The sequence below is a fragment of the Actinoalloteichus hoggarensis genome (assembly GCF_002234535.1).
Lineage (GTDB): Bacteria > Actinomycetota > Actinomycetes > Mycobacteriales > Pseudonocardiaceae > Actinoalloteichus_A > Actinoalloteichus_A hoggarensis.
Window position 1 is genome coordinate 4,350,189 of record NZ_CP022521.1, and the last position, 24,705, is coordinate 4,374,893.

Genomic DNA, 24,705 nt, shown 5'->3' on the forward strand with positions numbered 1-24,705 from the left:
ACCCGAGGACGAGATGTTATCGCACTCGGGAAGACAGCTCCTTCCTTCACGGGTTTTGGCGCCAGATTGCTTCTCAGCAATACTGCTCATTGGCCTACTTATTGCACGCAACTTGATCACGAAATAGGTAGAGCGATGCTCAATGTTCAACGGGCCCGTGACGTATCACGGGCCCGTTGTAATGTGTGCGGTTCAGCTCCGCAACTTCCGGTACTTGCTCAGCACGTTCTTCACTGCGTCCGTCACGGGCGGTTCCTCGACAAGCGCCGTCCAGGTGTAGGCGTCGTGTTCTTGGAGTTCGATGGGCCCGGATGCGGCGACATCCACGGCGAAGTTGAACTGACGGCTCTTCTTGCCGCTGCCGGAGGTGTAGTCGAAACTTCCCAGATAGTCGCGGATCGCAGCCACGTCCAGGCCGCTTTCCTCTTTGACCTCACGGATCAACGCGGCGTCCAGCGCCTCGCCCGCTTCGACCTTGCCGCTCGGCAGCTCGAAAATGCCACCCATGAAGTCCTCCTCGGGACGCTGGAGCAACAGCACCTTGTCGTCATGCTGAACAACCGCGCCTACGACGAGCTGTTGGACGCTATCGCGGGCAGCCTCGGCGTTCAGAACTTCGAGGATAGAAACGAGTTCCATATCCCTTATCCTATCAGTGCGTGATAATTGGCAGTCACCTTGCGAAATGCGTGGATATAGCTATCAACCAGTGACCTATCCTCCTGGCGGTGCCAGACTGGGAGCTTGAGGGTGTTGCGGTGAATAGCTTCCGCATTTGGGAAGTCGCGAGGCGAATAGCTCAGCTTGCTCGCGTACCCGGGGAATAGTGTTTCTGGTCGCTGGAACAGGGGCAGCAGGTTGAGCGGGCAGGTCGAGCCCGGCCGGTCCACCTCGCGGCACCCCTCGGCCTGCAATGCCTCGTAGAAGCGCTCGACCGGCAGGCCGTCCAGCTCGTTCGTGGCGTACTGGAGTGGCAGGCCGTACCACGAGGCGCGCACGCCAACCGGCAGCTCGGGCGCGACGATGCCCGGTAGCTCAGACAGCCGCTCACGGAGGTAATCCGCAGTTTCGGCCCGCCCGATCAGGTAGTGGTCGAGGCGGCCGAGCTGATCCAGCGCGATGGCGGCGGCCAGTGGGTGTATGCGGAACTTGAGGCCCATGCCGGTCACGGCGTAGTCGTACAGCGGATGATCGCTCGGCAGCTCGTTCCGGCAGCGCTTGTTGTACTGGCTGTGCACTAGCACGCGGTAGTAGACCTCATCATCGTCGGTCAGGACGAAGCCGCCCTCCCCGGCGGACAGCGGCTTGGGGCCGTTCATGCTGAAAGCCGCTGCTCGCCCGAACGTGCCAGCTCGTTGACCGTCGATGCTCGCGCCGTGAGCGTGCGAAGCGTCTTCCAGCAGCATCAGGCTGTGCTCGTCAATAACGGCTTTGAGAGCCTGCATCGCGGCCGGCACACCCCATATGTGGGTCACGACGACGGCCTTGGTCCGCTCGGTGATGCGTCGAGCGACGTCCCTAGAGTCGAGGTTGCCGGACTCGTCGCAGTCCGCCAGCACTGGTGTAGCTCCAAGGTGCAGCAGCGGCGTCACGGTGGCGAAGAACGTGTAGGCAGGCACGATGACCTCGTCGCCCGGACCGAGGCCGGACGCGGAGTACATCGAGTGCAGCGCCGCCGTGCCCGAGCTGGTGAGCACGGCGTGCGTGACGCCGTGGTAGTCGCACAGCGCCTCCTCCAAGCGCTCAACCACCCCCGCCCGGTCGTAGATCGAGATGCTGTGGCGAAGCTGTCCGATGATGGCCGCCTCGCTCTGCTCGTCCAGCGGCGGCCAACTGAAGTGCGGTCCGGCTTGTGTAATGACCGGGTTGCCGCCGAGCAGCGCCAGGGGTGAAGTCACACCATCTCCTTGGGGTTGATGTAAGCGTGCGTTTTCGCGGACTCGTAGCAGGCGGCGATGAAGCTCATGTGCGCCAAGTTCTCTTTCGGGCCACTGGCGTTGGGCCGCAAGCCTTCGATCACTCGGCAGAAATAGTCGATTTGCGCCGTAGCAGCGGACGGCCACGACTGCTCGCGTGAGAGCGATTCAATCGACTCGCCGCCATTGGTCAGGCGTCGGATACGGCCGCGCTCCAGCTGGACAATGCCACGGCTGCCGACCAGCCGAATTTGCTCAGCCTTCGGGCCGATGAAGCGTGACAACAGCAACGAGCCGTACAAGCCGCTGTCGTAGCCGAAGTGGATGAGCGCGGTGTCTTCGGCGTCGTAGGTGCGATCCGGGCGAGCCGCAACCGAGATGTCAGCCAGAACGCGATCCGGTAGGCCGAAGTACCAGAGGATCATGTCAATCAGGTGGTAGCCCATGTCGATGATGCAGCCGCCGCCCGCCTTGGCAGCCATGCCCCGCCAGCCTCCGGAGGGGTCATCGATGAACAGAGTGTATTGGGCGTCCACGACGAAGGGTGTGCCGATCTGATCGGCAAGCTGCGTGAAGCTGGTATAGATCGGGTTGAAGCGTCGTTGCAGCGTCACCATGAGTTGAATACCCGAATCACCGCACAGCTTGGCGAGTTCCTGTGCTTCGCTCAGCGTGGTTGCGAATGGCTTTTCCTTGAGCACATGCACGCGGTGCTCTGCTGCCGCCTCGATGACCGCCCGACCGATGTGGTGGGGCACAGTGACGATCACCAAGTCGAGCTGTTCGCTCTTGAACATCTCGCGAAAGTCCGTGTAGCCGCCTACTCGCAACTGGTACTGATGTTCGCGCACGATCTCGGGGTTCTCATCGCAGATGGCGACCAGCTCAGCGCCGTCGGACGACTGTAGTCCTGGAATGTGGTCATCGAGCGCCTGCTTGCCAAGCCCGACGACGCCAGCCCGCAGTTTCACTTGCCAACGCCCTTTCGTAAGGCTGTTCAGTGCGACGATGGCCGCTGGCTCAAGCGCGGCGAGTGTCGTCATGTCACAGGTGGCCCTTCGCCAGCTGGGCCAACCGACTACGGATCGCTTCAAGGATTGTCGCCCCTCTAGAAGTGACTGATTGGAGTTGTCGAGCAGGAGAATTCGGCCCGACTCCTCAGCGATGAGCTGCCAGGCAATACGTTCACGCGCTGCGAATACCGCCATGTCTTCACGGCTGGCTTCGACCGCCCGGCGCTCGCGCAAATGCCACTGACGGGATCGATCCATTCCAGCCGCACCGGAAGCGCTGCGTCTACATAGATCGTCAAGGCCGGTCGGTGCCGCAGTCGCTACACAAGACGCTGAGCCAGCTCAGGGCTCGGCTCCCGTCTCTGACCGCGCCAGACGCGACGAGGGTGGATGCCAGGGTGTAGAGGATGGTGTCAGGTCGCGGTCTTCGAGCATGATGTTGCCGTGCTCCAGGGCTGGCGCCATCTCGCACTCGTCCTGGTGGTAGAGGTCGGCCACGACCTCCAGGGCTCGGGCACGGAACGTCGCGAGTTCACCCAACGTGGGCCGCAGGAGCTTGTCACGCGCAACCGCATCGACAAGCCTCTGTCCATAGGGGCTGGCCGAGAACTCTTCGACAACGACGAAAGCCACGCCGTTAGCCGCGAGTTCATCGCGCACGGTCATGAGAGGCGCGGTCTTACCGGCTCCGTCCTGACCCTCCAGGGAAACAAGCATCAATCCTCCCGCCTTTCGTCGGCGTCAAGTACGTGCAAGACTTCGAGTATTCGGCGCAGCACAACAGGGCCCCTCATTACCCGTACTGGCCGGGTAAGCCTTGTGTGGCGTTTACGGCGCGGCAAGACAAGCGGAAGCTCTATCGTGTCATCGATCGCGGGCAACTTCGGGGGCTGATCTCACACCACACCACCTTGCCGCCAGACCGGGGAAGACAGTAGTTCCAGTTCTGCATTACGGACGGCGTGGGGTCGCCGTCCCACACCTCGGTGACGACGCTTGTTTCTGCCGGCAGGAGTCGCACAGTCGCCTCCTGGCAATGGGCGGGCCAGACCGGTAACGGCGTCGGGGGCAGCGTTACCGGCCTGGCCCAGTTCGTGAGCGGCTGACCGTGCCGCAGGGGTGCGCCCATTGCGGAGCTGGCGAGCGAATCAGATTTGGTGAAAGCGGTTGGCCTGTTCGGTTCCATGCCGCTTCCTCCGTTGCTGTTCCGTGTCCGGGCGTCGTACCCTCCATGTAACCGGGAGTAGCGGCATCCGCACCAGAGCAGAGCACGCGCACCGTTGTCTCAGGGTTGTGGCACGCCACACTCTGACCAGCGGAAACGCAACGCTGCGCGCACGGGAAGGCGGGACATGGCGTTACGGCGGCAGCGCTTCGCTCAGCGCCGCAAGGCTGTCGGCTTCAGCCAGGAAGGACTTGCCGAACGGCTCGGCATCGACCGCTCCACTGTGGCGCGGTGGGAGTCCGGCGAGACTGAGCCTCTGCCGTGGCTGCGCCCCAAGCTGACGCGTGCCCTCCAGGTGTCCATCGAGCGGCTTGACGAGCTGCTGGCCGAGGCCGGTGAGTCCGAAGCCCTGACGGATGAGCGCCTGAGCTATGCCTTGGAGCACCCGCGCAGCGTGGACCTGGTGAACGTCGCGCGACTGCGGGACCGTGTGCATGACCTGGACGAGCGATACGATCGAGCGCCGTCGACGTCCCTGCTGGCCGACGCCGGGCAGTGCCTCGGCCGGGTGTCCTTCTTGCGGACACACGCCGCTACCAGCCGCGTCCGCCGTGAGTTGTTCGCCGTTGAAGCCGAGGCGGCAACGCTGATGGGGCAGCTCGTCTGGGACGCTTCGCAGCGCCGCGACCACACCACGGCCCGTGCCTACCTCGATCAGGCGGTGACTGCCGCGCGCCAGCTTCGTGATCCCACAGCTGAGGGGCTTGCCCTGCTGCGAACCAGCTTCGTCGCGCTCTACGGCGAGAAGAACCCCGACAACGGGCTGACGCTCGCCATGCAGACGGCGGAGACCACCAAGACCAGTAGCGATGCGCTGACGGGCCTTGCTGTACTTCATGCCGCCGAAGCGTGGGCAATGCTGGGGCAGCGGCAGGACTGCGAACGAGCGCTCGGCGAGGCTGAAGGCTGCTTCGAGCGCATCGGAGCCGCAGACGGGGCGGCTGATCTGTTCTCGCCCACCCAGCACGGCCGGCTGGCGGGGTCTTGTTATCTGTTCCTCAACGATGCCAAGCGCGCCGAGCCGATCCTTGAGATCACGGCGCAAGCCTTGCGGGATCGCTCGAAGTCGCAGGCGATCGTGCTCGGCAACCTGGCCCTCGCCCGCATCCGTCAGCAGAAGCTCGACGAAGCAGTGGCCGCGCTCCACAGTGCCATCGACGTGGTAGAGATGACCTGGGGCGGCGGGGGACTCAACATCGTCTTCGGGGCTGGTCGAGAGCTTCGCCCCTGGCGACAGGTGCCCATCGTCCAAGACGTGTACGACCGTCTGCTGACCCTGATGACAACGGCGTAGGGAGTGGAAGGCCAGCATGAACACCGACCAGGCGAAGCAAGCGATCCGCCAGCGGGTGTGGGATGTGCTGGAACGGGAGCAAGCCGCACCGCCGGGAGTCCACGGCCGCATCCCGGCCTTCGTCGGCGCTGAGGCCGCAGCCGATCGCCTGGCCGGACTGCCCGCGTGGCACGCGGCGCGAACGCTCAAGGCCGTCCCGGACAAGGCGCAGCTGCCGGTACGTGCCCAAGCGCTCGCCGAAGGCAAGCTCGTCTACATGGCCGTACCCAAACTGGCCGAAGCCCTGCCGTTCTACCTGCTCGACCCGGAGACGCTGAGCGTGCCGCCGAGCGAGGCCGCCTCCAGCAGAGTGGCCGCGACGATCGCCCGCAAGATCGGCGTGGACGAGATGCGGCCTGTTGACCTCATCATCTGCGGAAGTGTCGCCGTCAACCGGCAAGGCGTGCGGCTCGGTAAGGGTGCGGGCTACTCGGACATCGAGGTAGCACTATTGCAAGAGGCCGGGCTGATCGGGCCGAACACAACCATTATGACGACCGTTCATTCGCTGCAAGTGGTCGATGAAGAGTTGCCCGAGGCTAAGCACGATTTCAGTGTCGATCTGATCGTGACGCCTGATGAAGTCATCGAATGCGGCCCGCCGCGTCGCCCCGCTGGGCTGTACTGGGACAGCTTGAGCCGAGAAAAGATCGAGGCGATTCCGCTGCTGGCCGCACGATCATGAGCAATCGGGCTCATGCAACACCACGGCGGGCGCCAGCTCGGCGGTGAACAGCGGCCAGACCAGGAACACCGATCTCATCCCGGCCAGCGCGGCGCGGAGGCTCGGCTCGTCGGCGAGGCCTGCCCGCCACGGTGACCTTCACCGGCGCGGTGATCGCCGGCGTGCTCGACGACTCGGCCGGCCCGGCCGCTCGCCACCGCCCCTCCCCCGAGGGCGCGGGCAGCTCCACGTCCACCGCGACGGGGCTGCCGAAGTCGGGCGTGCCGTCCCGGTTCCATTCGAAGGGCTGAGCCCGGATCGTGCGGCCCTGCCCGCAGCCGCCCGCCGCCGAATCCTGGGCGTGATAGACGATCCAGTCCTCCCGGCCGTCGGGCGAAGTGAAGAAGCCGTTGTGGCCGGGCCCGAACACGCCCGCCGAGTCGGCACGCTCGAACACCGGCTCACGATGCTTGAGCCAGGCTCCCGGCCGCATCGGATCGCCGCCGACCAAGGTCAGCAGGCCCAGCTTGTAATCGGGCGTGCCGCAGTAGCTCGCCGAGTAGACGACGTGCGTCCGGCCGTTGCGCTGGAGGGCCACCGGCGCCTCGTTCACCCGCAGCCCGCTCATCTCCCAGGAGTGCTCCGGCGTGGACAGCAGCCGCTTGGCGCCGCTGATCGTCCACGGGTCTCGCATCGGGGCGATCCAGTTCTCCTGCGCGACGTCGCTCCACTCCGACCAGAGGAAGTACAGGCCTCGTCCGGGCAGCTCCAGGTAGCTTCCGTCGATCGACCAGTCGTCCTCGCCGGGCGGGTTGAGCTGCCCCTTGTAGGAGTAGGGCCCCATCGGGTCGGTGCCCGCGCTCTCCAGGACGTGCATCCGCTGGTGATCGGCCGAGCCGCTGACCCCGGCGCTGTAGTGCAGGTACCAGCGGGGGCCGTTCGGCCCGTCGAGCAGCCGGAACTCCGGCGCCCAGAAGTTGCAGCATCGAGAGGGGTCGTCACCCCGCCACACGACCACGGGCTCGGCCTCCCGCAGGCCCGCCAGCGTCGGGGAACGGCGCATGACGATCTCGGAGGAGTGGTAGGTGCCGGTCAGGTAGTAGGCGCCGTCATGGAAGGTCAGCCACGGATCGGCACCGTCCTGCGCGTACAGCGGATTGCGGAAGGTCCCGTCCGCTCCGTAGGCGGGCAGACCCCCGAGCAGCAACGCGGCCACGGCACACACCGCGAGGCCCGCTCGACGAATCCAGCGTGATCGGCCACCACTCATCCCCGACTCCCTCGGTCCCCACCACCGCGGCCGCGATCGACACGACGGTGCTGCACTCCGCCGCCGACCAGCGGCTTTCCAGCACCGTAAGCGAGGGTGGAGTGACTCGCCGAGACTCAGTCACCCGATCAGACGGCCCCTGATCGCGGTTGACCGATCACGAGATCATCGGTGCGGCGCCGATCCCCGACCGGTGTCGCGGGCGAGGGTCAGGCGGTGGTCGCCATCGCCGGCGCCGCGCCGGATCACGGAGCCTCCGGGCCTCCGGACGGTCGCGATCACCTCGGCACCACGCGCCCGTGCCGACAGACGGCGCCTCCGAGCGGTCCCGCGCACTAGGCGAATCGTCGCCCGTTCCACGGCCTCGACGGCCGCCGCTCGATGATCGTCTACAACGGATCGGCCTCGATTGACGTCCGCCATTTCGAACAGGATTCACCATTACGCTCAGCTGCTGGCGAACGACTGTCAACATCTGCTCGACTACCAGCATCAAGGACGGCGGCCGACCGGCCGACACCCAACTATTTCGTCCGGTATATCGGACAAAGGGAGGCCGGAATCGGTCAGCTCGACACCGAGGACCCTTGACTGTGATCCGGGTCTCTCAATAATGAGCCAACGCTGTCGGCGCCCGCCCGGTCTTTCCATGGGAAACGGGGCCGGCGCGCGAACGAGCAGCATCCACGATGGGGAGGAGCGACAGTGACGTCGACTTCGCAGGGGCCGAGACGCCGCAGATCCACGGTTCTGGCCGGTGGTCTGATGAGCATGGCGCTGGTGGCGGCGGGTTGCGGAGGCGCGGCGAGCGAGGACGGCCCCGTGAGTCTCACCTACACGTTCTGGGGTAACACCGATCGAGGGGACCTGACCACGGAGGCGATCGCGGTCTTCGAGGAGAAGAACCCCGACATCACCGTGAACATCACGTTCGCCGACTTCGAGAGCTACTGGCAGAAGCTCGCGACCGAGGCGGCGGGCGGCAACCCGCCGGACGTCGTCCAGATGGACTACACCTACCTGCGCGAGTACGCCGACCGCGGCGTCCTGCTCGACCTGGAGCCCTTAGTGGGCGAACACATCGACGTCGACGACCTCGTCGGTGGTCTGTCCGAGGCGGGACGGGTGGGCGACGGCTACTACGCGATCCCCATCGGCAGCAACATGATGTCGTTCCAGTACGACGCGGCGGTCTGGGACGCCGCAGGCGTGGCCCCGCCCGAGATCGGCTGGACCTGGGATGACTACGCCGCGGCGGTGGCGACCGTCACCGACGCCAACGCGGGCTCCCCCTGGGGCGGCATGGACATCGGCGAACACCTGCACATGTTCGACGTGTGGCTGCGGCAGAACGGCGGGCAGGTGTACACCGACTCGGGCGAACTCGGCTTCACCGAGGACGACCTGATCGCGTTCTGGAACCTCAACGAGCAGTGGCGGGACGCGGAGAGCGTCATCCCGCTCTCGGCAGTGGATCAGGCGATCGCCGACACGTCGCTGGCCGTCGGCTCCACGGCGTCGGAGTTCGCCTGGGACAACTTCATGCCCAGCACCGAGAACAACTACGGCAGCGAGCTGACCCTGGCGCCCTTCCCCTCCGACACCGACGAGCTCGGGCTCTACGCCAAGCCCTCCATGCTGATGAGCGTGACCACCCGCAGCGACCATCCGGAAGAGGCGGCTCGCCTGATCGACTTCATGATCAACGATCCGGACGCCGGACGGATCTTCGGGGCCAATCGCGGCATGCCCGCCACCACCACCCAGCGGGAGAACGCCGAGTTCGAGGGCGTGAACGCTCGGATCGAGGAGTACGAGACCAGTCTGGAGGGGGAGCTGGGCCCGACACCCGCCCCGCCGCCGCCCGGAGGCGCGGGCGTCGAGCGGCTGATGCAGCGGCTCAACGAGGAGATCGCCTACGACCGCGCCACCGTGGCCGACACGGCCGCGCGCTTCATGACCGAGGCGGAACAGATCCTCGCCGACGCCTCCTGAGGCCTGCGGACTCGGACCCGCACCGGGCGCGGGGTGGTCGGCCGATCGACGAGGATCGCCCGACCACCCCGCCGCCGCATGCAGGCCCGGCGCCGCCGACCGGGTACGGAAGCGGCCCGGCAGGCCCCAAGGTGAGGAGTCCCCGCAGCACTCCCGTACCGCCGGACGCCGCCGCACATCCCGCCGCGACGCACCGTGCCCGAGACGCGGACCCCGCCGGGCCGCCGACGACGCGGGCGAGCGTCCGTCCTCGCGCGGCGACCCCATCGCACCGGCCGTACTGCTCTTTCCTCCCCTGAACCGACCATGCCACTCGCCCGGCGGTTGCCCGCCCCCGGCCCGATCCGATCAACTCGAAGAGGACCCGACGATCTTCGTCTCGACGACTGCGGGCAGGAGCATGGCATGGTCGACCCGGTGGCAGCGGACACGACGACCGACCAGCGGGCGCCCGACGTCCTCGCCGCCACGCCGCCGATGGGGTGGAACAGCTGGGACTGCTACGGCGGCTCGGTCCGGGAGCACGAGGTCATCGCCAACGCCGAGTACCTGCGCGATCACCTGCTGCCGTACGGCTGGGACCACGTCGTGGTCGACATCCAGTGGTACGAGCCGACCGCCGACGCGGGCGGATACCACGCGGGCGCGGTGTTGGACCTCGATGAGCACGGCAGGCCGCGGCCGTCGCCCAACCGCTTTCCCTCCGCCGCGGGAGGCGCGGGATTCGCCCCGCTGGGGGCGCGGATTCACGCGATGGGGCTGCGCTTCGGCCTGCACGTCCTGCGCGGTATTCCCCGACAGGCGGTCGCGCTGCGGCTGCCGATCCTGGGCACCCAGTGGACGGCCGCCGACGTCGCCGATCACGAGCGGGTCTGTCCGTGGAATCCCGACAACCTCGGGCTGAACCACGATCACCCCGGCGCGCAGGCCTACTACGACTCCCTGTTGGCCCGTTTCGCCGAATGGGGCGTCGACTACGTCAAGGCGGACGACATGCTCGTCCCGTATCACGCGGCCGAGATCGAGGCCTTCGCCAGGGCGATCGAGTCCTGCGGCAGGCCGATGACGCTCAGCCTCTCCCCCGGCACCGACCTGTCCGTGGAACACGTCGACCACCTCGCCGCGCACAGTCGGCTCTGGCGGATCTCCGATGACCTGTGGGACCGGTGGCCCGACGTCCGTGCCCAGTTCGATCGCGCGGCCCGCTGGGCGCCGCACGCGGGTCCCGGCCGCTGGCCCGACGCCGACATGCTGCCGCTGGGCCGGATCGGCATCCGGGCTCACGGCGGCGACGACCGTGCCTCTCGGCTCACCCGTGACGAGCAGCGCACGCTGCTGACGCTGTGGGCGATGGCCCGGTCTCCGTTGATGTTCGGCGGCGATCTGCCCTCCGCCGACGAATGGACGCTCGGCCTGCTCACCAACGACGCGGTGCTGCGGATCACGCGGGACAGCGTCGGGAATCGTCGACTTCGGCGCGACGGCGATCTCGACGTCTGGACGGCGTCGAGCGCTGACGGCCGCCGCCGCTACGTCGCACAGTTCAACCTCGGCGACGAGGCCGTCGCGTCGGAGGTGACGGCGGCGGAGTTCGGCGTCGATGCCGACGACCCGGCGACCGATCTGTGGTCGGGGGCCGAGCCCACCCGATTCGGCGCGAGCCGGACGACTCCGCTGCCCGCGCACGGCTGCGTGCTTCTCGCGATCGAGACCGCCCGATGAGCAGGCGAGGACACCGCGCGCGCAGCGGCGACCACTCGCGCCGCCGTTCGGGGCGGCGGCCCGCCGGAGGGGCCTGCCTCACGGCCCGGCCGCGGCACGCGGGTCGGCCGTTCGATCCCGTACGACGGGCGTTCCCACACTCCTCGCCGACCGCCGTCGGGATCCGCGCCGGCCGGCTGCGCACGAGGCACGACGGCTCCTTCGATCGGGTTGGTGGCCGCGGCCGACGGAGTGAAATCCCTGGCATCGACTCGGGAATGACGAGAAACCGGGGGTGGCGACGAGAAAGTCGGGGGGATGACCGATAATGGCGAAGCGTCCACGGACGCAGTGTTGCGTTGGCTGCTCCGTTGAGTGGCCGGGGGTCGCCTTCTGTTCCGGCGGCCCCTTTTCCGTTAGAGGGGGCTGCTGATGGATCGATGTGCGATCTTCGTCGACGCAGGCTATCTCTACGCCGAGGGCGGCAGGCTCTGCAGACAGACCACGTCCCGTTCCGCACTGCTGCTCAAACCGGAGCCGTTCCTCAGTCTGATGACCTCGGTCGCCGAGGAGCTGACCGGAATGCCCGTGCTGCGCACCTACTGGTACGACGCGGCACGGGGCGGACACCGGACGAGCGAACAGCGGGCCATCGCCGTGCTGCCGGACGTGAAGCTGCGGTTGGGCAGGCTCAACGGCAGCGGGCAGCAGAAGGGCGTCGACGCCCTCATCTACCGCGACATGATCATGCTGGCCCAGCTGGGCGCCGTGAGTGACGTGCTGCTGGTCAGCGGGGACGAGGACCTGCGCGAGGGCGTGCGCACGGCACAGGATCACGGCGTGCGCGTCGTCCTGGTGGGCATCGAGGCCGAGAGCGGCAAGTACAACCAGTCCGAGGAGCTGGTGTTCGAGTCGGACCGGCTGCACAGTCTGACCAAGGACGAGCTGACCCCCGTCTTCGATCTTCGGCCGCCGCTGCCGCCGCCCACGGTGCTGCCGGTTCCGGTCCAGATCGAGTCGGAGGACGGCGAGCAGGCGACGACGCCGAGCCCGATCCAGGCGATGCTGACGCCGAGGGCCGCCTCCGCCGAGTTCACCGCACGCTGGCTCGCCAACAGCTCCAACACCGAGCTGGCCGACCTGCTCGCCCGCAGACCCAGCATTCCGCACGCGCTGGACCAGGGACTACGCGCCCACGTCGAGCAGGCGCTGGGCATCGACCTTCAGGAACAGGAACAGATCCGTCGCGATGTGCGCTCCGCGTTCTGGGGCGTCGTGACCGCGAACGTCGACTCGCGAGGACTCTGAACCCGGCCCCGCTCCACGTCGGCCGCGTCGAGCGACGCGGCCCCCCGCCGCACCGGAGGGCGCCCGCCGCCTGCCCGGGTCACGGCACGGGCGGCGGGCCTGCACGGCCGCGGACGGCCCGCTGGAGCTCAGCCCGCGGCGGCGGTCAGGTCGATGATCACCTTCACGTCGTCCTGATGGTGCTCGAAGGCCTCGTGGAACCTGGTCAGCGGTACGCGCCTGCTGACCAGCCGGTCGAGCCAGCCCAGATCCGCGGCGGCCAGCGCGTCGGCGGCTGCCGTGTAGTGCGTCAGGTTGGCGTTGACCGAGCCGAAGACGGCGTCGTTCTCCAGGACGATGCTGCGGTTGAGGCTGCCGAGATCGGTGGGCAGCACCCGTCCCGGTGAGGAGACGCCGGTGAGGCAGACGATCCCGTAGGCGGCGGTCACGGCCATCGACTCGCACACGAGCTGATCGACGCCGGTCGCCTCGATGACGATGTCCGGCCGCAGTCGCCTGCCGAAGTCCGTCACGCTGTCGTGGTGGTAGGTGGCGCCCAGGTCACGGACCAGGTCGACCTTGGGGCCGCCGACGACGCGATCGAGCACGTGCACGTCCAGGCCGCGCTGGACACCGATGAGCGCCGCGAGCAGGCCGATCGGCCCGGCCCCGGTGACCAGGACCGTCTCGGGCTCGAACCACGAGCGTGCGCCGATCCGCTCGATCTGATCCCAGGCCTTGGCGACCACGCTGGTCGGTTCCAGGAGCATGCCGACTCCGGAGAGACGCGGGTCCAGCCGAACCGCGTAGTCGGCCTCCAGCGTCCACGACTCGCTCGCGTAGCCGTCCAGTCCCTTGATGCCCCGTTCGGTGTAGCGACCGTTGCGGCACATGTCGAAATAACCTCGGGCGCACGCGCCGCACGGCTCCGGGTCCGGTCTTCTGACGACCCCCACGACGAGGTCGCCCTCGGCGAAGTCGGTGCCCTCGGGTGCCCGCCGGACCCGGCCGAGGGACTCGTGGCCGATGATCAGTCTGCTGCGCCCCGGCACCGGCTCGCCGAACTGGGCGTCCACGATCTCGCGGTCCGTCCCGCACACTCCCACCGCGAGACCGTCCACGAGCAGCTCGCCCGGTCCGGGTGTGGGGTCGTCCACCTCGTCGACTCGCAGCGAGTCCCGCTCGCCCGGCATCACCGTCAACGCACGCATGTCCGGTCCTCTCCCGCCGCCAAGGCCCGTTCGAACCCCGATCAGACAAGACCATGACATGAACGGCCCACGCCTCGCTGCGATGCCACCCACACTCGTCTCCTGCGCCCCACGGGTCTCGACGGCGCTCGCGTGCCCCGCGAGACCCGGCGACACCGGCCAGGCGGCCTCGCGGCGGCGACCGAGGTGGGCCGACGTGCGGCGACGGCCGCCGTCGAGATCCGGGGCACGGACAGGCGCGGGCCCGGCGAACCCGTGCCGGCGGACCACCAACGGGGTTCGGCGGGTCTCGGCGACGGCGCGGCGGGTCTGCCGGCCGGTTTCAGCCGTCGATTTCCGAGCCCGGTTGCCCGCACCCGCGCCCCTGGTCTGACAAGCTCGGTGCACCGAGGCGGCGACGCAGGGAACGAGGAGGCTGGTAGGCGTGCGGGTGGCGTTGTTCGCGACGTGCGTGACCGACACGTTGTACCCGCGCACCGGGCAGGCCGTGGTGAAGCTGTTGGAACGGCTCGGCTGCGAGGTCGACTTCCCGGCAGCCCAGACCTGCTGCGGGCAGATGCACTACAACACCGGGTATCCGAGACACGCGGCCTCGCTGGCCGCCGACTACGAGCGGATCTTCACCGAGTACGACGCGGTGGTGGCCCCGTCGGGCTCCTGCGTCGGCATGGTCCGCGAGATCTACCCGAAGCTGCTCGACTCGACGCGGGCCGCGCAGCGCAGTCACGAGCTGTCGGAGTTCCTCGTGGACGTCCTCGGCGTCACCGACGTCGGCGCCTACTTCCCGCACCGCGTCACCTATCACCCCACCTGTCATTCGCTGCGGATGCTCGAGGTCGGCGATCGACCGCTGCGGCTGTTGCGCGCGGTGCGCGGACTGGAGCTGGTCGAGCTGCCCGAGGCCGACTCCTGCTGCGGCTTCGGCGGCACCTTCGCCATCAAGAACGCCGACACCTCCGGCGCGATGCTGGCGGACAAGATCAAGGGCGTCACGGAGACAGTCGCCGAGGTCCTCACCGCCGGGGACAACTCCTGTCTGATGCACATCGGCGGCGGGCTGTCCCGACTCCGGGCAGGCGTCAACCCGGTACACCTCGCCGAGATCCTGAGCAGCACGGAGGAGGAGCCATGGCAGGCCGTGGCGTGACCTGGCTGGGCACACCGACCTTCCCCAAGGCGGCGCGCACGGCCTTGGCGGACCCGCAGCTGCGCGCCAATCTGCGCAACGCCACCACCACGATCCGAGGCAAGCGGGCGGACGCGGTCGCGGAGCTGCCCGACTGGGAGCCGCTGCGCCGAGCCGGCGAGGCGATCAAGGACCAGGTGCTGGGCGACCTCGACACCTACCTGGAGCGGCTGGAGGCGGCGGTCACCGCGCGCGGCGGGATCGTGCACTGGGCACGAGACGCCGACGAGGCCAACGAGATCGTCCTGCGGCTGACCCGTGAGGCGGGCGCCGAGGAGGTCGTCAAGGTCAAGTCGATGGCCACCGCCGAGATCGGGCTGAACGAGGCGCTGGCCGAAGGCGGGGTGCGCGCCGTGGAGACCGATCTCGCGGAGCTGATCGTGCAGCTCGGCGAGGACCGCCCCTCCCACATCCTGGTGCCCGCCATCCATCGCAATCGTGCGGAGATCCGGGAGATCTTCCGGCGCGAGATGCCCGACGTGCCCGAGGACATCACCGACGAGCCGAAGGAGCTGGCCGAGGCGGCCCGCAGGCATCTTCGGCAGAAGTTCCTCACCGCGAAGGTGGCCGTGTCCGGGGCGAACTTCGCGGTGGCCGACAGCGGGTCGATCGTGGTGGTCGAGTCCGAGGGCAACGGTCGGATGTGCCTGACCCTGCCGGAGACGCTGATCACCGTGATGGGCATCGAGAAGGTGGTGCCCACCTGGTCCGACCTGGAGGTCTTCCTTCAGCTGCTGCCGAGGTCGTCCACCGCGGAGCGGATGAACCCCTACACCTCGATCTGGACCGGGGTCACCCCCGGCGACGGGCCGAAGAACTTCCATCTCGTGCTGCTCGACAACGGACGCACCGACACGCTGGCCGACGAGGTGGGCAGGCAGGCGCTGCGCTGCATCCGCTGCTCGGCCTGCCTGAACGTGTGCCCGGTCTACGAGCGCACCGGGGGTGCGGCCTACGGCTCGGTGTATCCCGGTCCGATCGGCGCCATCCTGACCCCGCAGCTGCTCGGCGAGGACGTCGACAAGCAGGCGCGGTCACTGCCGTACGCCTCCTCGCTGTGCGGCGCGTGCTTCGAGGTGTGTCCCGTCCGCATCGACATCCCGGAGGTGCTGGTGCATCTGCGGGCCCAGGCGGTCGAGGCCAAGAACAAGACGTCCCCGGAGGCGGTGGCGATGTCCGCGCTGGCCTGGGCGATGGGCGACGCGCGACGGTGGGCCGCGACCCAGCGGATCGCCGGGATCGGCAGGTTGTTGAGCCGGGGCGGGCGGATCAGCAGCCTGCCCTGGCCTGGCTCGAAGTGGACCTCCTCGCGGGATCTGCCCGCCCCGCCCAAGGAGACGTTCCGCGCCTGGTGGAGGAGGACCCGTGGCTGAGACCGAGCGAGCGGGCACGGACCCGGCGGCCGACAGGGCAGTGGACCAGGCGGCAGACCAGGCCGGGGCCGTTCCTGCGGCGGGCGAGCGGTCCGGCTCGGCGCGGGAGGCGGTGCTGCGCCGCGTCCGCGCCGCGCTGGCCGACCGTCCCGGCCCCGTCGCGGTACCCAGGGACTACGACCGCACCCGCGAGGCGGCCGATCCGCTCGCGCTGCTGGCCGAGCGGATCGAGGACTACCGCGCGATGGTGCACCGCGTCCAGGCGGCCGAGCTGCCCGCGCGGATCACCGCGTCGTTGGCGGCCCGCGGCGCGCGACGAATGGCCGCGCCCGTCGACCTGCCCGCCGACTGGCTCGTCCCGGAGGTCGCCTGGCGGCTCGACACGGACCACTCGTCGACGATCGAGGAGCTGGACGGCATCGACGGCGTGCTCACCGGCTGCGCCGTGGCCGTGGCCGAGACCGGCACACTGGTGCTGGACGCGGGAGAGGCGCAGGGCCGACGAATGCTCACGCTGCTGCCCGACTACCACCTCTGTGTCGTCCGCGCCGACCAGGTGGCGGTCTCACTGCCCGAGGCGCTGGCCCGGCTCGACGGCACCAGGCCCCTGACGTTCGTGAGCGGTCCGTCGGCGACCAGCGACATCGAACTGAACCGCGTCGAAGGCGTGCACGGCCCCCGCACTCTGGAAGTGGTCATCGTCGACGCCTAGTACGCCGTCGACGTTCCGGCGCACTGTACGTTCACCCAGTATTGACAAGAAGCACCGGCTGTACTTAACTGATTACGTTATCCGCCATCTTCCCGGGCAGGCGGCGCCTGGGTGTTAGCGGTCGTTTGATTAATGACCGACGACGCACCACGTCGCAGTAGCGCGATGAGGACCGACGACGTCGAATCCATCGATTCGACTCGGTTCGATCATCGGGAGAGGTTGGCCGATTTTGTCAGTTCATCGATCCGGCGGCCAGAGGCGACACTCCGGCAGGCCCGCCGCGGGCTGATCCGGTCGCGGCCCGTCGTCCCCCGACTCCTCCGGACGGGACGTCCCGCGAGCCCTGAAGCCTCGTCCATCACCGTCACCTACCGGCGGGCGCGCTCACGCCGCCCCCGGCAGGCCGCTGTGGCCTGCCCGGACACCGGTCGGTGATCGACCACGGATGACCACGGAAGACCACTGACGACCGCCCACGAGCCCGGCGACGCATCGAGCATCGACCCTCCCGACGCCCGCCCACCGCGGTCGTCCGCCGACCTGACACCGGCCGAGTGACCACGCGGCCGGCCCTCGACCCTGCCGCAAAGACGTTCGCCCGCCCTCGCCGATCGCGTTCCGTCAGCGAACGCGGGAAGGAGTCTGCCCGTAGACCTCGTCGCCGCCGACCGACGAATCTCGCCACCCGCCGAACAAGGAGCAACAATTGCATCGCATCAGACGAGCGATGGGATTACTGATCGCATCCGCTCTCGCCATTCTGTTGACCGGGCCGGTCCCACAGGCCGCCGCGCAGGAGTCCGAGCAGCCCGAATTCCGTGCCCTGTTGTTCACGAAGGCCGTGGGTTACGTGCACAACTCGATCCCGAACGGGATCGCGATGTTCGAACGGCAGGCCGCCGAAGAGGGCTTCGAGCTGGTCGAGACCGATGACTCCGCCATCTTCAATGACGAGGACCTCGCCACGTTCGACGCGGTGATCATGCTCCAGAACTCGGGCATGGTCTGGGAGACCGACGAACAGCGGGAGGCGATCCAGACCTATCTGCGCAACGGCGGCGGCATCACGGCCGTGCACAACTCCCTGGACATGGGCATCGAGAACGACTTCCCCTGGTGGGACGACACCATCAACGGCGGGGCGCACATGCCCACCCACTCGCCGGGCACCCTGGACGGCACCGCGTGGACCCTGGACCGGGTGCACCCCTCCACCGAGCATCTGCCGCAGGTGTGGGACCGGGCCGAGGAGTGGTACAACTTCGACCCCAACCCGAGGGGCAACGTCCACGTCCTGGTCGCCGCCGACGAGCGGACCTACAACCCGGGCAATGACGCGATGGGGCCGGACCACCCGATCTCGTGGTGTCACCGTCCCGAGGGCGGCCGGGTGTGGGCCACCGCCATGGGACACGAGGCCGACTCCTATGACAACGAGCCGCTGTTCCAGCAGCACGTGCTCGGCGGCCTCAAGTGGGCGGCGGGCGCCGTGGAGGGCGACTGCGGCGGGACCGTGTGGAACAACTTCGAGAAGATCACGCTGGACGGCGACACCGACGACCCGATGCAGCTCGACGTCGCCGACGACGGCCGGGTCTTCGTGGCCGAGCGGGGCGGCGACCTGACCGTCTTCAAGCCGGACACCAACACCACCGTCACCGCGGGATCGCTGGACGTCTACACCGGCGGCGAGGACGGTCTGGTCGGCATGACGCTGGACCCCGACTTCACCGAGAACGGCTGGGTGTACCTGTACTACTCGCCCGCCGACGCCGAGGAGGACGTCAACAGGCTGTCCCGCTTCACCGTGGAGGGCGACACGCTCGACCTCGCCTCGGAGTCGGTGCTGCTGGACGTGCCCGCGTACCGCAGCCGGACCTACCCGGAGCCGGGACACACCGGCGGCGCGCTGGACTTCGGCATCGACGGCACCCTGTTCCTCGGGGTGGGCGACGACGTGGCGCCGAACCTCTCGCCGCACTGGCAGGGTTACGCGCCGATCGACTGGCGGCCGGGCCAGGAGATGCTGGACGCGGCACGCACCTCCGGCAACACCAACGACCTGCGCGGCAAGATCCTACGGATCACCCCGCTGGACGAGGGCGGCTACGCCATCCCCGAGGGCAACCTCTTCGAGGAGGGCACCGAGCTGACCCGCCCGGAGATCTACGCGATGGGCTTCCGCAACCCGTTCCGCTTCCGCGTCGACCCGGAGACCGGCCATCTGCACGTCTCCGACTACGGCCCGGACCGCGGCGGTCAGCCGGACGAGCGCGGCCCGCAGGGCTTCGTGGAGTACGACGTGCTGACCGAGCCGGTGAACTCGGGCTGGCCGTTCTGTCACGGGAACAACGAGCCGTACGCGCCGTACGACCCGGACACCGGCGAGGTGGGCGAGAAGTTCGACTGCGACAACCTCGTCAACGAGTCGCCCAACAACACCGGCCTGACCGAGCTGCCGCCCGCGGAGATGCCGCAGGTCTGGTACGACTACGACGTCTCCCCGGAGTTCCCGGAGCTGGGGTCCGGCGGCAGCGCGCCGATGAGCGGCCCCGTGTACCGCTTCGACGCCGACAGCGAGTCGGAGACGAAGTTCCCCGAATACTTCGACGGGGTGCACTTCTTCTACGAGTGGTCGCGGAACTACATCAAGGAGTTCCACCTCGACGAGAACAACCAGTTCCTCAAGAGCAACGACTTCCTCGGCACCGAGACGTTCAACAAGCCGATGGACATGGAGTTCGGCGCGGACGGCTCGCTCTACCTGCTGGAGTGGGGCAGCGAGTTCGGCGGGGGCAACAGCAACTCGGGCCTCTACCGGATCGACTACAACCAGGGCCAGAGCAGACCGGTCGCCGTGGCCTCCGCCAGCGCGACCAACGGGCCGACCCCGCTGGAGGTGGAGTTCTCCAGCGAGGGCAGCGCCGACCCGGCGGGCGGCGAGATCACGATCGGCTGGGACTTCGACGGCGACGGCACGGTCGACTCGACCGAGGCGAACCCCACGCACGTCTACACCGAGCCGGGCGTCTTCACCGCCCAACTCCAGGTGACCAACGTCGCGGACCAGACGGGGTACGCCAACATCGAGATCACCGTGGGCAACACCGCGCCCACCGTGACGTTCGACGCCCCGCCGAACGGCGGAATGATCGAGTTCGGGGAGGACGTCTCCTACGAGCTGACCGTGACCGACCCGGAGGACGGCGAGGTCGACTGCGCCGAGGTGCTGGTGCGTCCGGCGCTCGGCCACGACGACCATGAACACGACACGAGCGACATCGCAGGCTGCTCGGGGACGGTCAACACCGCCGACCTCGGCGGGCATCCGGAGGGCGCGAACCTCTACTACGTCCTCAACGCCCGCTACACCGACGGCGGCGGCGAAGGCGTCGGCTCCCTCACCGGCTACGATCGGCGGGTGCTTCAGCCGAAGAACAAGCAGGCGGAGTACTTCACCGACTCGTCCGGGGTGCGCGTGGTCAGCGACTCCGGCGCGGAGAGCGGCGCCCGGATCGGCGACGTCAGCGACGGCGACTGGATCTCCTTCGACCCGGTCAGCCTGGAGAACATCGACTCGGTGAGCTACCGGGTGTCCTCCATCGCCGAAGGCACGATCGAACTGCGGGCCGGGTCGCCGGAGGGCGAACTGGTCGCGACCACGACGGTGCAGAACACCGGCGACTGGTCGAACTACGAACGGACCGAGTCCGTCGACGTCGAGCTCGCGGGCAGCCACACCGTCTACGTGGTGTTCCGCACGAACTCGAACAACTCGATGGACCTGGACTCGGTGCGCTTCGAGGGCGCGGGCTTCAGCACGCCGCCCGGTGGTGAGGATTCGACGCCTCCGGTCACCACGGCGAGCACCGCGCCGAGCGAGCCCGACGGCCGGGAAGGCTGGTACACCACCAGCCCCGTCGAGATCACCCTCGAGGCCACCGACGACGCCTCCGGCGTCGACACCACCGAATACCGCCTCGACGACGGCGACTGGACCACCTACGACCAACCCCTCACCCTCACCGACGACGGCACCCACACCCTCGACTACCGCTCCACCGACACCGCGGGCAACATCGAGGACACCCAGACCCTCGACCTCGCCATCGACACCACCGCCCCCACCACCGAGGTCGTGCTGCCCGAGAACGGCGAGCACGGCTGGCATGACGGGGAGGTGGTCGTGGAGCTGACCGCGTCCGACGAGGGCTCCGGCGTCGCCCGAACGGAGTGGAGCCTGGACGGCGGCGACTGGACCGCCTACACCGAACCGGTAATCGTGACCGGCGAGGGCCCGCATTCGGTGCTCTACCGGAGCGTCGACGTGGCGGGCAACGTCGAGGACGAGAAGGCCGCCACCATCCTCATCGACCACACCGCACCCACGCTGCTGGTCGCGGGCGTGGCCGACGGACGGGTCTACGGCGACGCCACCGACCTCGTCCTGAGCTGGCACGCCGAGGACGGGACCTCCGGGATCGACTCCGTGGTGGGCACCCTGAACTCGACGGAGCTGGCCTCCGGGGAGTACGTGCCGCTGCACCGGCTGGCACTGGGCATCCAGCGGCTGTCGGTGACCGCCACCGACCGCGCGGGCAACACCACCGAACAGTCGATCTCCTTCGCCACCACCACCTCCACCCGCGACATCAGCCAACTCATCGACCGATTCCGCGCCACCAACCGCCTCTCCCTCACCGCCACCACCCAACTCCGCGACCAGCTCACCACCGCACGACTGGCCGAGGCACGAGGCGACGACTTCGCGACCATCGAAGAACTCCAGACGCTCCAGACCCTCGTCAACGACACCACCCTCGTCACCGCAGGCGACATCCGCACCACCCTCGACCGCGACATCCAAGCCGTCATCGACGCCATCGAGGGGGTGTGACGGCCCGGCGGCACGACGGCACACACCCGGCGCGCTGACCTGAGCATCGCCGCACACACCAGGCCTCGGGGTCTGTGGTCCATGCCGGACCGCAGGCCCCGAGGCCGTGTCCGGGCACCGTGTGTTGACGTGATCGGCGGCCTGCTCCGCTCGGTCGTCGGCGCGTGAGCGGCGCGGCCGGTGTGTCGGTCGGAGGTGGCGTGTCGAGACAGCGTGTCGAGACGAAGGCGCGATCCGCGTCGCGTCCTCCGTCGCCGTTCCGATCCGCCGTCGCCGCCCGGCGCCCGACTCCCCGCACTGGACTCCCGGCGGCGGCTCCGCCCACGAGACCGGTGATTTCGCCGATGCGCTCGGGACGGATTCGCCGTGAGGATGACTGCGGAACGTGATCGATGGCATCCCCGGAACACGAGCTGACCTCCCTCGACCTCGGCGTTCATCACGACGTCGACATCGGCCCCCGCGTGTTTCGGCGATTCCGCTTTCGATGGACAGGAGTACAACGACGTGCAGTCATCGAGCATCACCTCCCGCGGCGGCAGACGTACCCGGCACAGCACCCTGTCTCGGCTGGCCGGCCTGGCCACGGCCCTGACTCTGATCGCGACCGGGGTGGCGATCGCACCCGCCGCCTCCGCACAGCAGAATCCGCACGAGCGGGGTCCCGCTCCCACCGAGAGCAGCATCGAGGCGCTGCGCGGCCCGTTCTCGGTCGCCGACACCCGCGTCTCCTCGCTGGTGTCCGGCTTCGGCGGCGGCACCATCTACTACCCCACCGACACCAGCCAGGGCACCTTCGGCGCCATCGCGGTGTCACCCGGTTACACCGGCACCCAGTCCACGATCTCCTGGCTCGGCCCGAGGATCGCCTCGCAGGGCTTCGTCGTCTTCACCATCGACACGAACACGACGATCGACCAGCCCGACAGCCGGGGCAGGCAGCTGCTGGCCGCGCTCGACTACCTCGTCGAGGACAGCAGGGTGCGCGACCGGATCGACTCGAACCGGCTCGGAGTGATGGGCCACTCGATGGGCGGCGGCGGCAGTCTCGCGGCCGCTCAGGACCGACCCGCCCTCCAGGCCGCGATCCCGATGACCGGCTGGCATCTGTCCAAGAACTGGTCGCGAGTCCAGGTGCCGACGATGGTCATCGGCGCCGAGAACGACCTCATCGCCTCGGTGCGGACACACTCGATCCCGTTCTACGAGAGCCTGCCGTCCTCATTGGACAAGGCCTACCTGGAACTGGACGGCGCCTCGCACTTCGCCCCGAACATCTCCAACACCACGATCGCGAAGTACAGCATCTCGTGGCTCAAGCGGTTCATCGACGACGACACCCGCTATGAGCAGTTCCTCTGCCCCGCGCCCACCGACCGGGAGATCTCGGAGTACCGGGACACCTGCCCGCACTCCTAGGGTCGCCGCCGCGCGTGCGCCGAAGCACGCGCGAGCACATGAGACCGGCCGTCGACGGCGGTCGCCATCGGGGCGACCGCCGTCGACGCGACCGGGTAAGCAGGACCGACCGAGGGGCCGGCCGGCCGACGTGATCGACCGACGGGGCGCGCCGCGCCGGTCCTGCGCCGCACCGACCGCCCGCGCCCGCGACGGCCCCTTCCCCGGGCCCGGGCCGACTCCGACGAAGACCGCTCGGCGCGGCCTTCGTCGAGGGGCCGCCGACGCCTCAGGCCGACGACCGGCCGGTCGTCTGGCCGTCCTCGACGCTCAGGCCGCCAGCGCCGCCCGCAGGAAGGCGAGGCCGTCCACGGCGATGTCGTCCTGGGCCGCGGCCAGCGGACGCCACACCGACGCGGCCACCGCGATGGCGTCGTTGTGGGCGGTGAAGGACTCGATGCACAGGGCGCCCCGGTATCCGACCGTCCGCAGCGCGCCGAGGAAGCCCGGCCAGTCGAGGTGATCGGCCCCCGGCGTTCCCCGATCGTTGGCACACACCTGGACGTGCGCGACGCGGTCCCCGGCGGCCAGGATCGGCGCGACGAGGTCGCGCTCCTCGATGTTCAGATGGTAGGTGTCCAGCATCAGGCCGACCGACGCCGACGGCAGCTCGGCCACGGCGGTCAGGGCCTGCTCGACGGTGTTGAGGACGCTGGTCTCGTAACGGTTGAGCGGTTCGACGGCCAGCCGGACGCCCCGCTCCCCCGCGTAGTCCGCGATCGGGGCGAGGCTCTCCCGGAACCGGCGGTACACCGCGTCGCGTTCGGCGGCGTCCATCCGCCAGGTGCGGCCGACCTCGGAGTACAGCGGGCCGCCCACCACGGTGCTGCCCAGGCGGACCGCCACGTCGACGCAGTGCCGCAGGTAGTCCTGGGTGGCGACGATCTGCTCGTCGGGTGCGGCGACGAGGTTGCGACCCGTCGACGTCACGGCGCACACGGCCGCCGTGGTCAGTCCGTGCTCGTCGAGCAGTTCCGCGGCACGCCCGACGTCGATGTCGTCGCGCTGTTCGACCGGCAGCTCCACCGCGTCGAATCCCCAGCCCGCGATGCGGGGCACGAGCCTCGACAGCGCCGCGTCGCTCAGCGGCGACTCCCAGACCCAGGTGTTCACTCCGATCGGGAACATCGATCTCCTTCACTCACGACGTCGGTCGGCCGCGGGCGGCGGGCCGGGGACGGACGGGACTTGGTCGGGATGAGCGGGCCGGACCCGCGGGCGGTGGTCGCGGCCGGCCCCTCATCGGCGAACTCGTTCGGAGCGGGTGAGCGGGCCGGCGGGCGCACCCGGTCGAGCACACGCAGGACACGCCTGGGCGAGCCGGACCGCGCGACGGACCGGACGAGGAACGGTCGGCGGCGAAGGGAGCGGACGGTCGAACCGGACCACGAGCGTCGGGCGGCGGCCCCGCACCCGGGCTCGGGGCGGCGGCTCGACCCCGAACAGCGGTGTATCGCGGGC

General features: G+C 68.8%; 17 protein-coding genes. 10 read left to right on the top strand and 7 right to left on the bottom strand.

The window, feature by feature from the left end; translation table 11 throughout:
- Positions 1-192: 192 nt before the first annotated feature.
- The 4 genes from AHOG_RS18505 to AHOG_RS18520 all read right to left on the bottom strand — a co-directional run bounded on the left by AHOG_RS18505 (position 193) and on the right by AHOG_RS18520 (position 3,646).
- Entirely contained in the window at positions 193-639 is a 447-nt protein-coding gene (locus AHOG_RS18505; protein ID WP_093942483.1) for an NUDIX domain-containing protein, read from the bottom strand.
- A gap of 5 nt (positions 640-644) precedes the next feature.
- Entirely contained in the window at positions 645-1,898 is a 1,254-nt protein-coding gene (locus AHOG_RS18510; protein WP_093942484.1) for a DegT/DnrJ/EryC1/StrS family aminotransferase, read from the bottom strand.
- On the bottom strand, positions 1,895-3,187 hold the full coding sequence (locus AHOG_RS18515) for a Gfo/Idh/MocA family protein (RefSeq protein ID WP_245856309.1): 1,293 nt from the start codon (positions 3,185-3,187) through the stop codon (positions 1,895-1,897). Before AHOG_RS18515 ends, AHOG_RS18510 begins: the two co-directional genes overlap by 4 nt.
- Positions 3,188-3,271: 84 nt before the next feature.
- Entirely contained in the window at positions 3,272-3,646 is a 375-nt protein-coding gene (locus AHOG_RS18520) for a nucleoside/nucleotide kinase family protein (RefSeq protein ID WP_093942486.1), read from the bottom strand.
- A gap of 635 nt (positions 3,647-4,281) precedes the next feature.
- Between AHOG_RS18520 and AHOG_RS18525 the strand changes: the two genes are divergently transcribed.
- Together AHOG_RS18525 and AHOG_RS18530 are read left to right on the top strand one after the other, a co-directional pair.
- Positions 4,282-5,448: a helix-turn-helix domain-containing protein gene (locus AHOG_RS18525; RefSeq protein WP_093942487.1), complete on the top strand. Its 1,167-nt coding sequence runs from the start codon at positions 4,282-4,284 to the stop codon at positions 5,446-5,448.
- 16 nt (positions 5,449-5,464) lie between these two features.
- Positions 5,465-6,172 (top strand): 5-formyltetrahydrofolate cyclo-ligase, encoded by a 708-nt coding sequence (locus AHOG_RS18530; protein WP_093942488.1) that lies wholly within the window; start codon positions 5,465-5,467, stop codon positions 6,170-6,172.
- Positions 6,173-6,182: 10 nt separating this feature from the next.
- On the opposite strand, the gene AHOG_RS18535 is transcribed toward AHOG_RS18530, so the two are convergent.
- A complete protein-coding gene (locus tag AHOG_RS18535) occupies positions 6,183-7,421 on the bottom strand; it encodes a glycoside hydrolase family 43 protein (RefSeq protein ID WP_093942489.1) in 1,239 nt (412 codons plus the stop codon).
- 705 nt (positions 7,422-8,126) lie between these two features.
- Here AHOG_RS18535 and AHOG_RS18540 point away from each other — a divergent pair.
- From AHOG_RS18540 to AHOG_RS18550, 3 genes are all read left to right on the top strand, one after another.
- On the top strand, positions 8,127-9,416 hold the full coding sequence (locus AHOG_RS18540) for an ABC transporter substrate-binding protein (RefSeq protein WP_169725882.1): 1,290 nt from the start codon (positions 8,127-8,129) through the stop codon (positions 9,414-9,416).
- A gap of 405 nt (positions 9,417-9,821) precedes the next feature.
- On the top strand, positions 9,822-11,138 hold the full coding sequence (locus tag AHOG_RS18545; RefSeq protein WP_169725883.1) for an alpha-galactosidase: 1,317 nt from the start codon (positions 9,822-9,824) through the stop codon (positions 11,136-11,138).
- A 411-nt stretch (positions 11,139-11,549) separates the two neighbouring features.
- Entirely contained in the window at positions 11,550-12,425 is an 876-nt protein-coding gene (locus AHOG_RS18550) for an NYN domain-containing protein (protein WP_093942491.1), read from the top strand.
- Positions 12,426-12,553: 128 nt separating this feature from the next.
- On the opposite strand, the gene AHOG_RS18555 is transcribed toward AHOG_RS18550, so the two are convergent.
- Positions 12,554-13,615, bottom strand: a complete 1,062-nt coding sequence (locus AHOG_RS18555) for a glucose 1-dehydrogenase (protein WP_093942492.1) — start codon at positions 13,613-13,615, stop codon at positions 12,554-12,556.
- A gap of 430 nt (positions 13,616-14,045) precedes the next feature.
- Between AHOG_RS18555 and AHOG_RS18560 the strand changes: the two genes are divergently transcribed.
- The 5 genes from AHOG_RS18560 (at position 14,046) to bdeA (ending at position 23,205) form a co-directional block, all read left to right on the top strand.
- Positions 14,046-14,762: a (Fe-S)-binding protein gene (locus AHOG_RS18560; protein ID WP_093944581.1), complete on the top strand. Its 717-nt coding sequence runs from the start codon at positions 14,046-14,048 to the stop codon at positions 14,760-14,762.
- Positions 14,744-16,174 carry a LutB/LldF family L-lactate oxidation iron-sulfur protein gene (locus AHOG_RS18565; RefSeq protein ID WP_093942493.1) on the top strand — a complete coding sequence of 477 codons (1,431 nt, stop codon included), beginning with the start codon at positions 14,744-14,746 and terminating at the stop codon, positions 16,172-16,174. Before AHOG_RS18560 ends, AHOG_RS18565 begins: the two co-directional genes overlap by 19 nt.
- Before the next feature lie 40 nt (positions 16,175-16,214).
- A complete protein-coding gene (locus AHOG_RS18570; protein ID WP_093944582.1) occupies positions 16,215-16,886 on the top strand; it encodes a LutC/YkgG family protein in 672 nt (223 codons plus the stop codon).
- Positions 16,887-17,595: 709 nt separating this feature from the next.
- Positions 17,596-21,786 (top strand): ThuA domain-containing protein, encoded by a 4,191-nt coding sequence (locus AHOG_RS18575; RefSeq protein WP_245856310.1) that lies wholly within the window; start codon positions 17,596-17,598, stop codon positions 21,784-21,786.
- A gap of 507 nt (positions 21,787-22,293) precedes the next feature.
- Complete coding sequence (bdeA, locus tag AHOG_RS18580; protein WP_093942495.1) at positions 22,294-23,205, top strand: bis(hydroxyethyl) terephthalate hydrolase; 912 nt, start codon at positions 22,294-22,296, stop codon at positions 23,203-23,205.
- A 309-nt stretch (positions 23,206-23,514) separates the two neighbouring features.
- On the opposite strand, the gene AHOG_RS18585 is transcribed toward bdeA, so the two are convergent.
- Positions 23,515-24,372: a sugar phosphate isomerase/epimerase family protein gene (locus AHOG_RS18585; protein WP_093942496.1), complete on the bottom strand. Its 858-nt coding sequence runs from the start codon at positions 24,370-24,372 to the stop codon at positions 23,515-23,517.
- Between the last annotated feature and the right edge of the window lie 333 nt (positions 24,373-24,705).

Bases quoted from the DNA above. Each gene is read 5' to 3' on its own strand.
- AHOG_RS18515 (WP_245856309.1), bottom strand. From the start codon at position 3,187: ATGGATCGATCCCGTCAGTGGCATTTGCGCGAGCGCCGGGCGGTCGAA.
- AHOG_RS18530 (WP_093942488.1), top strand. From the start codon at position 5,465: ATGAACACCGACCAGGCGAAGCAAGCGATCCGCCAGCGGGTGTGGGAT.
- AHOG_RS18565 (WP_093942493.1), top strand. From the start codon at position 14,744: ATGGCAGGCCGTGGCGTGACCTGGCTGGGCACACCGACCTTCCCCAAG.
- AHOG_RS18555 (WP_093942492.1), bottom strand. From the start codon at position 13,615: ATGCGTGCGTTGACGGTGATGCCGGGCGAGCGGGACTCGCTGCGAGTC.
- AHOG_RS18545 (WP_169725883.1), top strand. From the start codon at position 9,822: ATGGTCGACCCGGTGGCAGCGGACACGACGACCGACCAGCGGGCGCCC.
- AHOG_RS18535 (WP_093942489.1), bottom strand. From the start codon at position 7,421: ATGAGTGGTGGCCGATCACGCTGGATTCGTCGAGCGGGCCTCGCGGTG.
- AHOG_RS18525 (WP_093942487.1), top strand. From the start codon at position 4,282: ATGGCGTTACGGCGGCAGCGCTTCGCTCAGCGCCGCAAGGCTGTCGGC.
- AHOG_RS18505 (WP_093942483.1), bottom strand. From the start codon at position 639: ATGGAACTCGTTTCTATCCTCGAAGTTCTGAACGCCGAGGCTGCCCGC.
- AHOG_RS18520 (WP_093942486.1), bottom strand. From the start codon at position 3,646: ATGCTTGTTTCCCTGGAGGGTCAGGACGGAGCCGGTAAGACCGCGCCT.
- AHOG_RS18550 (WP_093942491.1), top strand. From the start codon at position 11,550: ATGGATCGATGTGCGATCTTCGTCGACGCAGGCTATCTCTACGCCGAG.
- AHOG_RS18585 (WP_093942496.1), bottom strand. From the start codon at position 24,372: ATGTTCCCGATCGGAGTGAACACCTGGGTCTGGGAGTCGCCGCTGAGC.